General features: G+C 71.3%; 15 protein-coding genes. 3 read left to right on the forward strand and 12 right to left on the reverse strand.

The window, feature by feature from the left end:
• Positions 1 to 121 precede the first annotated feature (121 nt).
• The gene (locus CP977_RS14900; RefSeq protein WP_152370274.1) at positions 122 to 355 is read left to right on the forward strand and encodes a hypothetical protein; all 234 of its coding nucleotides are present in this window, start codon (positions 122 to 124) and stop codon (positions 353 to 355) included.
• Between the two features lie 55 nt (positions 356 to 410).
• Here CP977_RS14900 and CP977_RS14905 read toward each other — a convergent pair whose 3' ends face one another.
• The 8 genes from CP977_RS14905 to CP977_RS35505 form a co-directional block, all read right to left on the reverse strand.
• Positions 411 to 1082 carry a hypothetical protein gene (locus CP977_RS14905; protein WP_152370275.1) on the reverse strand — a complete coding sequence of 224 codons (672 nt, stop codon included), beginning with the start codon at positions 1080 to 1082 and terminating at the stop codon, positions 411 to 413.
• Positions 1079 to 1477, reverse strand: a complete 399-nt coding sequence (locus CP977_RS14910) for a hypothetical protein (protein WP_152370276.1) — start codon at positions 1475 to 1477, stop codon at positions 1079 to 1081. Before CP977_RS14910 ends, CP977_RS14905 begins: the two co-directional genes overlap by 4 nt.
• Before the next feature lie 60 nt (positions 1478 to 1537).
• The gene (locus tag CP977_RS14915) at positions 1538 to 2839 is read right to left on the reverse strand and encodes a DNA cytosine methyltransferase (protein WP_152370277.1); all 1302 of its coding nucleotides are present in this window, start codon (positions 2837 to 2839) and stop codon (positions 1538 to 1540) included.
• Between the two features lie 66 nt (positions 2840 to 2905).
• The gene (locus tag CP977_RS14920; RefSeq protein ID WP_152370278.1) at positions 2906 to 4513 is read right to left on the reverse strand and encodes a DEAD/DEAH box helicase; all 1608 of its coding nucleotides are present in this window, start codon (positions 4511 to 4513) and stop codon (positions 2906 to 2908) included.
• A 324-nt stretch (positions 4514 to 4837) separates the two neighbouring features.
• Positions 4838 to 7684 carry a DUF927 domain-containing protein gene (locus CP977_RS14925; protein WP_152370279.1) on the reverse strand — a complete coding sequence of 949 codons (2847 nt, stop codon included), beginning with the start codon at positions 7682 to 7684 and terminating at the stop codon, positions 4838 to 4840.
• Complete coding sequence (locus CP977_RS14930; protein WP_152370280.1) at positions 7681 to 7878, reverse strand: hypothetical protein; 198 nt, start codon at positions 7876 to 7878, stop codon at positions 7681 to 7683. The genes CP977_RS14925 and CP977_RS14930 overlap by 4 nt, the downstream gene beginning before the upstream one ends.
• 11 nt (positions 7879 to 7889) lie before the next feature.
• Complete coding sequence (locus tag CP977_RS14935; RefSeq protein ID WP_152370281.1) at positions 7890 to 8198, reverse strand: helix-turn-helix domain-containing protein; 309 nt, start codon at positions 8196 to 8198, stop codon at positions 7890 to 7892.
• Positions 8195 to 8398, reverse strand: coding sequence for a helix-turn-helix domain-containing protein (locus CP977_RS35505; RefSeq protein WP_152370282.1), 204 nt, complete (start codon positions 8396 to 8398; stop codon positions 8195 to 8197). The genes CP977_RS14935 and CP977_RS35505 overlap by 4 nt, the downstream gene beginning before the upstream one ends.
• A gap of 189 nt (positions 8399 to 8587) precedes the next feature.
• Between CP977_RS35505 and CP977_RS14945 the strand changes: the two genes are divergently transcribed.
• Positions 8588 to 9067, forward strand: coding sequence for a helix-turn-helix transcriptional regulator (locus CP977_RS14945; protein ID WP_152370283.1), 480 nt, complete (start codon positions 8588 to 8590; stop codon positions 9065 to 9067).
• A 375-nt stretch (positions 9068 to 9442) separates the two neighbouring features.
• Positions 9443 to 10723 carry a site-specific integrase gene (locus CP977_RS14950; protein WP_152370284.1) on the forward strand — a complete coding sequence of 427 codons (1281 nt, stop codon included), beginning with the start codon at positions 9443 to 9445 and terminating at the stop codon, positions 10721 to 10723.
• A gap of 192 nt (positions 10724 to 10915) precedes the next feature.
• On the opposite strand, the gene CP977_RS14955 is transcribed toward CP977_RS14950, so the two are convergent.
• The 4 genes from CP977_RS14955 to CP977_RS14970 all read right to left on the reverse strand — a co-directional run bounded on the left by CP977_RS14955 (position 10916) and on the right by CP977_RS14970 (position 13216).
• Positions 10916 to 11344, reverse strand: a complete 429-nt coding sequence (locus CP977_RS14955; RefSeq protein WP_062754625.1) for a type II toxin-antitoxin system VapC family toxin — start codon at positions 11342 to 11344, stop codon at positions 10916 to 10918.
• A complete protein-coding gene (locus CP977_RS14960; protein WP_062757033.1) occupies positions 11341 to 11613 on the reverse strand; it encodes a hypothetical protein in 273 nt (90 codons plus the stop codon). Before CP977_RS14960 ends, CP977_RS14955 begins: the two co-directional genes overlap by 4 nt.
• A gap of 421 nt (positions 11614 to 12034) precedes the next feature.
• Positions 12035 to 12538 (reverse strand): DUF1269 domain-containing protein, encoded by a 504-nt coding sequence (locus tag CP977_RS14965; RefSeq protein ID WP_062754623.1) that lies wholly within the window; start codon positions 12536 to 12538, stop codon positions 12035 to 12037.
• 33 nt (positions 12539 to 12571) lie between these two features.
• Positions 12572 to 13216, reverse strand: a complete 645-nt coding sequence (locus tag CP977_RS14970) for a hypothetical protein (RefSeq protein ID WP_109187241.1) — start codon at positions 13214 to 13216, stop codon at positions 12572 to 12574.
• Positions 13217 to 13219 lie beyond the last annotated feature (3 nt).

Raw genomic sequence — 13219 nt, forward strand, 5'->3', positions numbered from 1 at the left:
GGGCTCTCACACACCGGCCGGGGCAACTTGTTGGTGCGAATCGAGCGTAGCGACCTCCTAGTCATATGGCTAGTAGGTCAGGGAAGATGGTGCCATGACCGAGCCCGAAGGAGGGCCAGAGATGTTGTCACTGCGCGCGCTGGCGGACCGCCTGGTCGCCGACGGAGTCGTGGAGAGGATCAGCCATCAACGGGTGTCCCAGCTCGCCCGGGAGGACCCGGAGTTCCCGCCCGTGGTCAAGATCGGCCGGGCGAGCGCCGTGGACTACCGCCTGGCCCGTCCCTACTTCGCGGGCCGGGTCACAAGACCGGGGTGGCGTACCGACTTGAAGGGCAAGCCGCCGGCCGCCGAGTAGCACGAGGGCCCCCGTCCGGATCTCCGGCGGGGGCCTCGTCATGTCCGGGCGGCGCCTACCCGGCCTGCGCGAGACGGTCCTTGGCCTCGGCCTCCTCGTAGTCGATCCACTCTCGCAACGCGGTCCAGGCGGACGGCTCGTACACCGTCCCGCACCACCGGCACGTCACCGTCCGGTCCCCGGGGAAGTGCCGCAGGACCGCGCCGCACACGCCGTCGGCCTCGTCCTCGCTCACCAGCTGCGGGCACATCCCGAGCCGGGTCCCGCGCTCTTCGGCCAGGCGCGGGTGCACGACGCTCGCGGCCGACCCGTGCAGGTCCCGGATCGCGCGGGCGAGGTCGCCGGCGGCGGGCCAGGACTCGGCGGCCCAGCTGAGGGAGTGGGACAGGGCCCCGGCCGCCAGGGTGATCCGGTTGAGGATGCCGACGCCGAGGACGGGCTCGGCCCAGCCGCGGGCGGCGTGCAGCTCGGCGCGCTGCCTCTCCAGGACGCCGACCATGCCTCCGGGGCCGCGCAGGTCGAGGACGTGCTCGGCGACGGGCAGCGGCGCCTCGGCGGCCGGGCCCCGGCCGCCGTGCTGGGTACCCCGGGCTGCGGGCGGCAGGAAGGCGCCGAGCGCGCGGTACAGGGCGGGCATCCGAAGCAGCTGCTCGTCGAGGGTGCGGGTGCACCTGGTGCAGAGGTAGCCGGTGGTCGGGTGGGTGTCGCACATCGGGCAGGGGGTCACAGCTCCTCCGGGTGGGCGCGGGCGGTCTGGGGCCGGTCGGCGACGAGCCGCCGGACGGCGTACGGGACGTCGGGCCAGAGGACCTCGCCGCCGAGCTCGCGGCGGACGGCGTTCAGGTAGCCGGCGAGCCGGTCGCGGGCCACCTCGGCCTCCACGATCGCGTCCTCGGCGGCGCGAATCCGCCTGTGGATCTGCTCGGAGCTCTGCTCCAGGCCGATCAGCCGTCGCCGCAGCTCGTCGGACGCGTCGAGCTCGGCGGTCACGTACTCCAGGAGCAGCGCGGCCTCGGCGGCGGAGAGCCGGTCGAGGCGGCCGAGGAGGACGCGGAGGGTCGTACGGCGCTCCTCCCGCTCGCGAACGCGGGCCTTGCGCGTGGGGTCGTGTCGGTTGCTCATGAGGTGCTCCGGGGTGTGGGGGCCGCCCGGGTGCGGGGCGGCCCCGTGGGCGGGTGAGGGTCAGGCGAGGACGGCGAGAACGCGCTCGCCGAGCCAGCGGGCGGCGTTCACCGAGACGGCGTTGCCGACGCCGAGGATCTGGTCTTCCTGCGAGGAGTCCGGGAGGACGTAGTCCGCGGGGAAGCGCTGGGCGGAGGCGAGTTCGCGCGGGGTGAGCATCCGCAGGGTGCAGTCGTCGACCGTCGGCGCCGGGCGTACGAGGCTGTGGTGCGGCTTGCACGCCACGGTGGTGAGAGGCTCGGCCGCCGTACGCACCGCGCCCTTCCTGCCGTTCGGGACGATCAGGGCGTGGTGCTTGCCCTGGGCGGAGACGGCCGGGACGGCTTCGGTGACCGCGACCGGCGAGGTGTTCCGGCGGAGCACGGCGACGTGCGGGGCGTGCCCGAACTTCTCCAGGCCGGCCGCGACCCGGGCCCGCGTGGACTCGGCGTACGGGGTGAACACCTTCCGGTCCGGGCGGCCGTCGCCAATCCGGGTCCCGGGCCTGTCCCAGTCGATGACCTCGGAGATCGGCCGGACCGTCGGGTCGAGGATCAGGTGGCCGCACTCCCGGTTCGGGCACCGGTAGTCGTACTGCACCCCCCACTTCCCGATCTTCCGGCGGCGCGGGTTGCGCCAGACCTGCCGCGCCCGGACCGGACCGCAGCCGGGGCACACGGCCTCCGGACGGACCTCCAGGTCGGGCAGCGGGATCCCCTTGCGGGTGAACACGATGTAGAGGCGGTCCCGGTGCTGCGGCGCGAGGAGGTTGTCACCGCCACCGAGGTGCGCGGACGAGGCGCACACGATCTGGAAGTTGTAGCCGAGGATCTCCATGCCGCTCAGCCACCAGTCGAACAGGGCCCAGTCGAGCGCGAACTCCACGACGTTTTCGCAAAGGATCACGTCGTACCGGTGGACCTCGGTGGCGGCGATGATGTCGAGGGCGGTCGCCCGGGTCCGCTCGAACTTGCCCGGGGTGTGGCCGTCGAGGGTGAGCTGTCCTCGGTTGCGGCGCCGCCCGCCGGCGGGGCTGATCTCGGTGCAGATCGGGGAGCCCCACAGGATTCGGGTGCGCGGCAGGGACCGCTTGTCGTACGCGTTGATGTCCTCGACGAGGTGGACGGTGTCCGGGTGGTTCGCCTGGTGGGCGGCGACCTGGATGCGGTCGTGGTTCATGGCCAGGCGAATTCGGTAGCCCGCCTCGGCGAGACCTGTGGAGGCGCCGCCGAGCCCGGCGAACAGGTCGGTCACGTCGGGGGCCTGGTCGTGCACGAAGACTCGGCGGCAGCGGCGCGACTGGGGGGTGCGAAGGTCGATCATCAGGTCTTCCTCATCTGTGGTGGGATGGGTGGTGCGCCCGGACCTGTTAGCGGCAGGTCCGGGCGTTCACGCGGCGGGGAGAATCAGGGAGCCGAGGACGGACGCGACGCGGTCGGTGTCGATCAGGTCGGCGACGTCGCCCGCCGTACTGCCGCGCGGGACCGTGAGGCCGAGGCGCCGGCAGAGGCCGAGTTGCTTCGGGGACGGCTGGCGGCTCCGCCACCCGGCCTGCCGTGCGACGAGCGCGGTCGGGGCGAGGCGCCGGGCCTGGTCCTCCAGCCAGGCGAGGGCCTCGGCGAGCGGCCGGGCGACGTCCTCGCGGGGCGCCTCGATGCCGCCGACCGTGGTCCAGCGGCGCATCCGGTACAGGCGGGTGTCCGGGACCCGGGCCAGGAAGAGCACCTGATCGCTGCCCACCCGGATGAACCAGACGCCGGACGGGGTCCGGAGCCAGCGCACGCCGCTGCTGCCGAAAAGGTTGATCTCCTCGGCCTCGACGCGGGCGGCGAGCTGGCGGCGCTCGGCGACGACGGCGGCCTCCTCGACGGCCTCCCGCAGGCTCCGCCCCTCCTCGACCGTGTCGACCTCGCGCGCGGTGAGGTCGACCATGCTCGCGAGCTTGTGGCGGGTCGAGGAGCCCATCACGTCCAGGACGAGCGCGTCCCGCTTACCCGGGGCCGGCCGGAGCCCGCGGCCGACCATCTGCACGTACAGGCCGGGCGACTTGGTCGGCCGGGCAACCACCACGCAGCTCGTGTGCGGCGCATCGAACCCCTCGGTGAGCACCATGCAGTTGGTGAGGACCTGGACGTCCCCAGCCTCGTACCGGGCGAGGGTCGCGCGGCGCTCGTCGCGGCCCATGTCGCCCCACACCGGGGCCGCCGTGATCCCGGCCCGGCGCAGGGACTCGGCGGCGGCCTGCGCGGTCGCGACCGTCGGGGTGAAGACCACACCGGGCCGGTCCGGGGCGTGGTCCACGTACGCCTTCGCGATGGCGTCGAGGGCGCCGGAGTCCTCCAGGGCGCGGCCGAGCTGGCCGTCGACGAGGTCGCCGCCCCGGGCGCGGACCGTGTCGAGGTCGAGGGTGTCGACGGTGACCCGCTTGCCACGGACGTCGCACAGGTACCCGTCGCTGATCATGTCGAGGATGTCGAGGGTGAACACGACGTCCTCCCAGACCTCGGCGAGGCCGCCGTCGGTGCGGGTCATGGTCGCGGTGAACCCGGCCGTGGGCGTGCCGTCCCAAGCACCGAAGTGCCGCAGGACTTCCATGTAGGTGGGGGCCGCGGCGTGGTGGCACTCGTCGACGATGATCAGGCCGATGTCCCGGATCGCCTCGCGGCGTCGCGCGACGGCCAGGGTCTGCACGCTGGCCACGATCACGTCGGCATCGGCGTGGTCGTCACGCTGGGCCTTGACGATGCCGACCCGCAGCATGGGGTCGACCGCGAGGAGCTTGGAAGCGGCCTGTTCGAGCAGCTCCTCACGGTGTGCGATGACGAGCGCTCGACGTCCGCCGAGGTTGTCGAGCATCTGGTGGGCGAGGTGGGCGAAGGCCACCGTCTTGCCGGCGCCGGTCGGCAGGACAACTGCCAGCCGGGTGTGGCCGTTCGCCCACCCCTCTCTGAGGGAGTTGATTGCGTCGAGCTGGTACGGGCGAGGGGTGAAGGACATTGGGACACCTCGATTCGGTGGGAGGAGAGGGCGGTACGCGCTGCGTACCGGCTGCGTACCGGCTGCGTACCGGGTCTAAAGCGGCTCTGACCTGCTGTTATGTCTCTCTCTGGAGCTAGTGGTACGCAGGTACTCAGGAACAGACAGGGGTCGATGTGCGCAGGCACGCACGCACGCACACGCACGCGCGCCCATGCCCGAGGGGTGCCATTTCCTGGCGAGTGCGTACCGCCCCTCCAACGGAGGTGGAAACATTGCTGACCTGCGGCGATGCGACCTCTTGGGCGGTACGCAGCGTGTGCGTACCGCCCGCTCCGATGGTGCTCATGCGGCCTCGTCGTGGTCGCCGAAGGGCATGCCGGCCGGTGTGAAGACGAGGCACTTTGCGCGGGCGCCGTCGAATCGACGCGGGACGAGGTGGGCGGGCCGCTGGCTCTTGAGCGTCTTGACGTACCCGGTATCCACCCAGCTGCCGACCACGGCGTCGAGGGAGTAGTCGGCCTCGGCAAGGATCTTGCGGACGCGCTCGGGCAGGAGTGCCACCTCGGTCACGCCGTCCTTGTCGGTGGACAGGACTCCGAGCCAGCCGGAGTACGGGGGTCGCTCGCCGAGGGCGGTCCGGGTGGTGGTGTAGAGCTCGTGGGCGTGTCCGGCCACGTACTCGCGCAGGACGTCCAGCGCCATCTCAGGCCGGTTGTCGGTGGGGTTATGGGCAGTGAACAGGGTGCGCCACACGTCGTGGGAGAGCGGCTCGTACGGCAGGAGTCCTGCCCGGCACGCCAGGGCCTCGGCCAGGACGAGGACGGCAACCATGGGAGCGCGCCGGTTCGTCATGTCGCCGCCGCCGCGGAACTCGTCGACGAGCGTGCGGTGGTGCTCCTTGAGCTTGTTCGGGCCGTTGGGCTGGGCCAGGCCGCCGAGGACGTAGCGGATGAACTCCGGCCCGGCGTGCCCGTGGTTGGCGAGGACGCCCTCACGGGCAGCTGCGGCGACCGCGCCGCCGCCGTCCCCGAACGGAGCGATCGTCGTCCCCAGGATGCGGGCCGCCGCGCCCTGGCTGGTGGTGAAGGAGAGCGCCGGCCGCTCGCCGGACGACAGGAGAATGGTCTCCCAGGGCAGCATGTTGCCGAACGCCCCGCCGGACCGGGCCTTTCCGTGGTTCATCGGTAGCTGATAGAGCACCTCGTCGATGAGCGAGTCATCCGTCACGGCCATGGTCTCGTCGAAGACCGTGACGATGCCGCGCACCAGGTTGAGCCGCTTCTCGATCGCGTAGAGGGTCGTCCGCCAGTTACTCATCGCCGAGGCGTGCTCGGACGGGTCGGCCCACACGCTGAGCGCGACCTGCAAGGCCGTGGTCTTGCCCTTCGTGGAGCGGCTGGAGATGTCCAGGGTGAAGCTGTTCAACCCCAAGGGCTTGAGCAGCGGCGCGGCGAGCGCGGCAGCGACGGCGACGCGCGGAACCGGGTAGTCGGCGAGCTGCTCGATGGTCGCCTGCCACTCCTCCAGCGTCCCTTTCCTGGCGTGTGCGCGAGCGGGCCCGCGCTGCTCCTCGAACGGGACATCGACTTTGATCCCGTCCTCGGGCGAGCAGACGAACGTCCCGTCGTCCTGCCAGCCGAGCCAGCGGGCCAGCTGCTCGGAGGGGATGCGGCCCACGTTGTTGGACTCGAACTCGGCGAGCCACTTCTCGACGGCCCTCGCGTCGCCCTCGACGGCCGGGAACCCGGAGGAGCCGAGGGTCTCGATCAGCTTGCGGCCCCGCTTCGCCGTCTCGCGGCTGACGATGCGGGAGATCCGCCGGGGCCGCCCGAGGCTCCGGTCGATCCACGAGAGCTCCACGTACTGGTCACCCTCGGGGTCCTCGAACGTGGCCGTCACCACCAGAGGGGCGAAGGTGACACGGAGCCAGTTCTCTCCGCTGGTGCTGAGGACCTCCACGCCTCGGCCCGTGAGCCGGTAGTCGTACGGCGTGCGGACGGTGTCGGGCAGACCGAAGGCGCCGGCGTAGTCGTAGCCGCGCGGGTCGTCCGGCGCCCGCTCCTCGGGCGCCTGGTCGTCCTGCTCGGTTACCGCAGAGGGGGCGGGCGGTGTGGCCGGGGCAGGGGTAGGGGCGGGCTGGACGGGGGCGGGCGGGTGACTGCCGTAGCCCTGGCGGGCCAGGTCGCGGGCGGCCGCCTTGTGGTCGCCACCGTGGTTCAGGAGCGCGAAGGCGCCGAATTTGCTATAGGGCGTCTCGGGTGCGAAATGGCTGCCGGTGGCGAAGACGAACAAGCGGTCGTGCTCGTCACGTCCCGTTGTTGCCTTCACGCCGCCGACGCCGTCGGCCCATCCCCAGTACGTTTCGGTGCCCCTGGTGTGAAGCGGGCGGAAGATACCGCGCAGGATCTCCGCCCAGTCGGCGCGCGCTTCGAAGTCGTCGCCGGGCCGCAGAGTGCCGTCGGGCCGGGGCGGCGCCGGACGAGGGGCCGTAGCCGCCGGCGCTTCGGGGCGGGGCAGCTGGTCCATCATCCGGCAGACGGACCGGATCGCGTCCATGGTGTCCGCGCTCAGGACCGGGATGGTGTCAGGGCCGCCCGCTAGGCGGACGTACGGCCGACCGGTGGCGTGCACGGTGCCGCTCGACGGCTCGACGAGCCCGTACCCGCCCTCACCCCGGGTCTCGATCAGGACTCGGACGATGCGCGCGTTGGGCCGCTCGCGCAGCTGCTGGCGGTCCGCCTCGGTGTACTCGTCCTCACGGGCGAGCCTGGAAGCGAGCTTCCGGTTGCCGGGGACCTCGCCGCCCTCGACGCGGACGCGGTAGTGCCGGCCGCCCGACGGGGACTCCGTGACCCAGCCATTGAGGATGGCGGCCCAGGGCTCGCCGAGGCCGGATCCCTCCATGACCTCGGTGACCTTGTCGAGGAGGTTCTCGCGGATGGCGAGGCCTTCGAACTCGATGAGCTCGATGTTCCCGGAGACCTTGCCGTAGAGGATGGCGATACCGCGGGGGCGGTCGCCGCCGAACCATGTGTCGTGCTGCTCGGGCGTGGTCCGCTCGACCTTGTGCTGGAGCCACGATACGGACGGCTTCTTGGTTCCGTCGGCCTTGATGGGGAGGACGCACAGGCCCGCGCCGTGCAGCTCGGCTGCGGCGGCCCGAAGGCCTGTGGTCTGCACGTCGGTCACTTGGTGGTCTCTCCGTGGTACTGGGCGGGGTGCTGGGACCGGATGTCGGCGATGAACGCGCGGACGGTGTCGAGGCCGTCGCGGAGGACAGTGACGGGGCCGACGCGGGGCTGGGGGCAGTCGGGGCGCACGCACTCGTACCGGGCGCGCTTCCCCTCCAGGTCCACATGCAGGACGCTGTCGAAGGCGTTCATGGGGGCTCGTTTCAGGAGGCGCGGCGGGTGCGGCGGGTGAAGGGGTCGACCTCGCCCGCGTCCTGGATCGCGCGGATGTGCCGGGCGGCGAGCCGGGGGAAGCGGCCGACCTTGGTGAACGGGATCCGGCGGGCTTTGATCCGCTCGGCGACCCAGTTCTCCGTGACCCCGAGGAGGACGGCGGCCTCGGCCGGCGTGTAGAGGCGGAGCTCGGGGTCCAGCGGCGGGTTCATCTGGGCGACGAGGTCGGTAAGCGCGGCCTGGAGGGCGGCGACGAGGCCCGCGTCGGGCGCGGACGGCTCGATGGTGGCGGTGGTCACGGTGACTCCCTGGTGATGGCATCGCGGGGTACGTCCAGAGCCCTGGCGATCCCGGTGAGTGCGTCCTCGCTGGCGCCCCTGAGCCCGCGCTCAAGGCGGGACAGGTGACTGGGATGCATCTCCGCGAGGTGCGCGAGGTGTCGGACAGACCACCCGCGAGCCGCACGGAGAGCCCGGATTGCGGCTCCGTTCGTCTTCACGAGGTGGACAGTACCCCTCCCGATACCTCGCGGCAAGGTGTTCGCGAGGCATCGGGAGGTGTTCGCGTGGGTTCAGGGAGTCAAGGGCGCACGCGAGGCAACACTTTTGGGGCGCGGGGACCGGTCTTTACTGGTCAATAGCCAAAGGGCATCTGTCGGTGTTGCCTCACCGTGAGGCATCATGGGGCCATGCATGAGGACTGGGGGCTTCTCGCCACCGAGATCAAGTCGGCCCGCAAGGCCCGCAGCATGACTCAGAAGGAGCTCGCGGCGGCGGCTGACATCGGGTTTTCCACCCTCCAGCGTCTGGAGGCGGGCGCACCCTTCACCACGTGGCCGCCCTCTCTCGACAGGGTCGCGCGCGTCTTCGGCTGGACCCCCGAGTCCCCGCGCCTCATTCTCGCTGGCGGGAAACCGGTCTTCGCCGACGTGCGTAGCGGCGAACCTGTCGGCCGGAGTCGAGACCTGCCGGCCCGTGTCGAGCAGGCCCTCGCCGAGGGGGACCTCGTCGACACCGAGGTCCTGGAGCTGCCCGGCGGTCTGAACGTGGTCGTGGTCGGCCGGGCCGTCGGCCCTCGGAGCGCCGAGGAGCGCGCCGAGCTTGCGGACGCTCTACAGGAGTGGGCCCGTGCCCAGCGGAAGCTGAAAGGCCTCGCCGACGAGGCGTAGACCTGACGTATAAGCACCCGAACACCTCCCCATTCCTCGCCAACACTCTGTTGAATGTGGTTCTATGTGAGGCACCTGTTACGGGGGGTCACCCAACAGGCACATGGGGGGTCCGCGTGCGGATCGCTATCACAGTGGAGCGGGTTCACTCGATCCCGCGCGGCGTGAAGATGGTCCTGGACCGTTCCGGAGAGCGGCCCATCCTCTGGGTGCATACCGACGTGCCCGAGGCCATCGTCCGGCGAGTGCTCGACGCAGTCCAAGCCGAGCAGTAGCCACCGACGCGCCCGGCCGTAGCGGTCGGGATCCAGTCTCGGGCCTGCCGCCGGATCGCCGACCGACGCGGCAGGCCCCTTCATGTTCAGGGGGTTCCCCTTGGCGCACGCCGAGAAGGTCTTCAAGGTCCGCGACGGGCGGAAGACGAAGCAGTTCACCTGGAGAGCCAGGTTCTTCGAGCCGGATGGCAGCGTTGGCAGTGAGTCCGGCTTCGACACGAAGAAGGCAGCCGAGGACTGGGGCCGCGAGCAAGAACGGCTCATCTCCATCGGCATGTGGGTGGACCCGCGGAAGCGGTCCACCACCTTCGGCACCTTCGCGCGGACGTTCATGTCCACACGACGGAAGCGCGGCCGTACGAACGGCACCCGCTGGGAGCGGCTGGAGTCTCACATCCTCCCCCGCTGGGAGCACGTGCCGATGGGAGCGATCACGTGGTTCGAGGTCGACTCCTGGCAGATGACGATGAGCTGCGAGGACGTCACGCGCGGGCACTGCGTCTCCCTCATGTCCACGATCATGACGGCAGCCGTAGACGCGGGGTACCTCACCGTGAACCCGCTCTTCGGCCGGCGCCGTACGCGCGACACCTCGGCGGACATGGCGGCCCCGAAGCCGTCGAAGGTCGGCACGGACGGAACCGTACGGCCCGAGGACGTGATCCTGGTGGCCGAGCGCCTCGGGCCCGGACGCGGGCTCCACGTCCTTGCTACCGGGTTCCTCGGGTTCCGCTGGGGCGAGGGTCTCGGACTGCACCGGGACAGCGTCCTGTTGACCCGTCGACAGCCCTGGGGCGCCGGAGAGTACGTCTGCCCGATCATCCGTATCGTGCAGGAGTACGCCGAGTACGAGGAGCGCGGTCCGGACGGCGAGAAGCTGGGGTACCGGCTCCAGCTCGAACCGACGAAGAACGACGGGTCCACCCGTGATGTCGACGTGCCGCCGTTCCTCGCGACGCTCCTCCGCTACCACCTGGCGGACTGGCCGCACCCGCACGTCTTCACGACGCCGAGCGGGAAGCCCTGGCGCCGGGGGAACTGGTCCCGGGTGATGCGACCGGCGTGCGACGGGCGCGAGGAGCGGGAGAAGCGCCAGGGCGTGTCGTACCGGGCGGCCTGGGAACCGATCCTGCCCGGCCTGGACATGCGGGCCCTGCGCGGTCTCCACGACACCCTCCAGGCGCAGATCGGCGTGAAGGAGCCGCTGGCGTTCGAGGCGGCCGGCCACCGGCGCCCCGGGATCAAGCGGCACTATCAGCGGCCGACCCCCGACATGCGGCAGGAGCGCCTCGACGGCTTGGAGGAGGTGTTCTGGAGGGCGATGGGTACCCTGGAGAAGAGGACGTTGTGGGGTCGGGTCGACCTTCGGAAGGTGCGATAGCGCCAGACCCCGAAATGACCCCTAAACGATCTCTACCGAGAGCGTCGAAGCTGATCAGAGGCTACATAAAAGCCGCTCTCCTAAAGCGGGTGTCGCAGGTTCGAATCCTGCCGGGGGCACTACCGCAGAGGCCGCCCGGGGACTTCCCCGGGCGGCCTCTGCCATCAACGTCGGCGGCCTCTCACGGCCTGATCAGACCAACTGTTCCCAAGGGTTAATCACCATGGCGCCGGTCCGGGCGAGGTGCTTGGTATTGCGGGTGGCCACCGTCCAGCCGTTGGCCAAGGCCGTGGCGGCGATCAGCGCGTCCGGTGGGTCGATGCCGGCACCGGCTGATTTCAGCGCCTTGTGGATGCTCAGGTACGCGGCCGCTTCCGGTTCACCGATCGGTGCGATGCGTCCGGCGTACTCGTGCCGCACGGCGGCGAGCGCCTGGCCGTAGCGAGCCTTGCGCACCGGATCCGCCGTGGCGTCCACGCCTGCCTCGATCTCGGCCACGGTGATCACGCCGAGGAAGCGGTTGGGCCGGGGCGTGGACCGGAACCAGGCCAGCACACGATGGTCGGGCTTGGGCCGCGCCGTGAGTTCGGCGACGACGTTCGTGTCGAGCAGGTAGATCACTCGGCGTCCGGCTGCTCGTCGTAGGAGCGGGCTCCGAACTCCATGCCCTCGAAGGGCCGGGAGAGCAGGAACTCCTCGAAGCCGTCGTTGCTCAACGCCACCCAGCGGTGCAACATCTCGGGCAGAGCCTCGATCGCCGTGTCGGCGAGTTCCGCGTCGAAGTGCCTGCGCTGGTCATCGGGCAGGGAGTCCCGGATGTCACGAATGGTCCGCAGCGGGTGCGCCGTCGAGTGCGGTGGGTGAGGAACCTCGCTTGGGGCGGTGGTCATCGGCATCCCCTCCACTGAATCGGGCCGCGCGCTTCTGCTGATCCCAGGTTAACGGCGTCCGGACCGTTTGCTCAGCCCTTCGAGAGCCACACCACCTGCCGCAGCCGGAGACCGGCCCGTCGGCAGACCGAAGGGCGTCCGGCCGGGCCGGACCACCCGCGACGACCCCGGCATGACGACCGTCCGCAGCACACATTGGGCCGGGAAGTACTGCGAAAGGGCGAGGGCACGTTTCCGCAGGTCAGGCACGCACAAGTGAACGTTTTCCAGGGTCACGGCCCTGCCCGGAAGGGTCTCCTGAAGCGGCTGTCGCTGGTTCGAATCCCGCCGGGGCGCTGCCCGCGCGGCGGGCCCGTGCATCGAAGACCCCCGTCCCTCGTGGGCGGGGGTCTTCCGCGTTCCTCGGGGCGGGCGGCGGGCCTCAGGCCGTCTCCGTCCCCGCCCCCGTCAACTGCTCCGCCAGCTCCCGTTCGCTCTCCTCCGGGAGGGAGGTCTTGAGGACGGTGCCGCCGAAGGGTTCCATGGCGGCGGCGAAGCGGTCCTCGGTGATCCTGGAGGCCATGATCACGACGGCGGCCGCGCCGGGGGCCAGGAGGTCGCTGACCTTCTGGCGGAAGCCGCGGTCGACGCCCATCTGGTTCAGCTTGCCGACGAGGCCGCCGAGGGCCGCGCCCACCAGGCCGATGCCGGGGGTCAGGACGACCATGCCGAGGACCAGGCCCCAGAGCGCCCCGGCCGTGGCCGACAGGGCGATCTCCTCCGTCCTCGCCGGGGTGTCCACATGGGTCTCGCCGTCCTCGTCGACCCGGACGACGGCGAGGCCCTTCAGCTCGACCACGTGGTCGTCGCGGAGCCGCTGGACCGCCTTGAACGCCTTGCGGGCCACGGCGTGGTCGTCGTAGCCGATGACGACGAGTTCGGACATGCGGGTCTCCTCCGTACGGGGGGCGGTGGCGGCTCAGTACCTCTGCGCCTTGGTGAGCCTCGGCGTCAGGACCGGCTCGGCCGGCTGCCTGCTGATGACCAGGGGCTGTTTCCGCGCGCCCGGCGCCAGGTCCTCGGCGCCGACGAACTGCGTCTCGACCACCTTCCCCGACGGGTCGAGGAAGTCGACCTGGGCCGCGTACGACGCCTCCTCGTCCGTCTTGTTGGTGATGGTGACGACCACGGTGAGCAGGTTGTTCGTGTCGGCCCTCGGCTTGCCCGTCATCGCGACCTCGTCCAGGGCGTTCCCCCGGCCCTGCACGCCCTTCAGCGCCTCCTCGGCCTGCTTGCGGGAGCGCTCGGTCTCCGCCCCGATCGACGCCGCCCGCTCGGACTCCCGCGCGGACGCCGAGGCCGCCGCGGACGACGCCGACTCGCGCGCGGCGGAGGCCGCCGACTCCGCCGCCGAGGCGAGGGCGGACGGGGCCCCGCCCGAGAACGAGGCCGTGCCGGGGGCCGTGGGGGCGTCGCTGAACGCCGGGGCGCCGCCCTCGTCCCCGCCCGAGTCGCAGGACACGAGGCCGGCCGCGCCCAGCGCGGTGACGACGACGGCGACGGCCGCGCCCGCCGCCCGGTTGCGGAGCCGCTTCCCGGCGGTGCGGGACGGTGTGGTGCTCATGGG

The sequence above is a fragment of the Streptomyces cinereoruber genome, from assembly GCF_009299385.1.
GTDB classification, from domain to species: Bacteria; Actinomycetota; Actinomycetes; order Streptomycetales; family Streptomycetaceae; genus Streptomyces; species Streptomyces bikiniensis.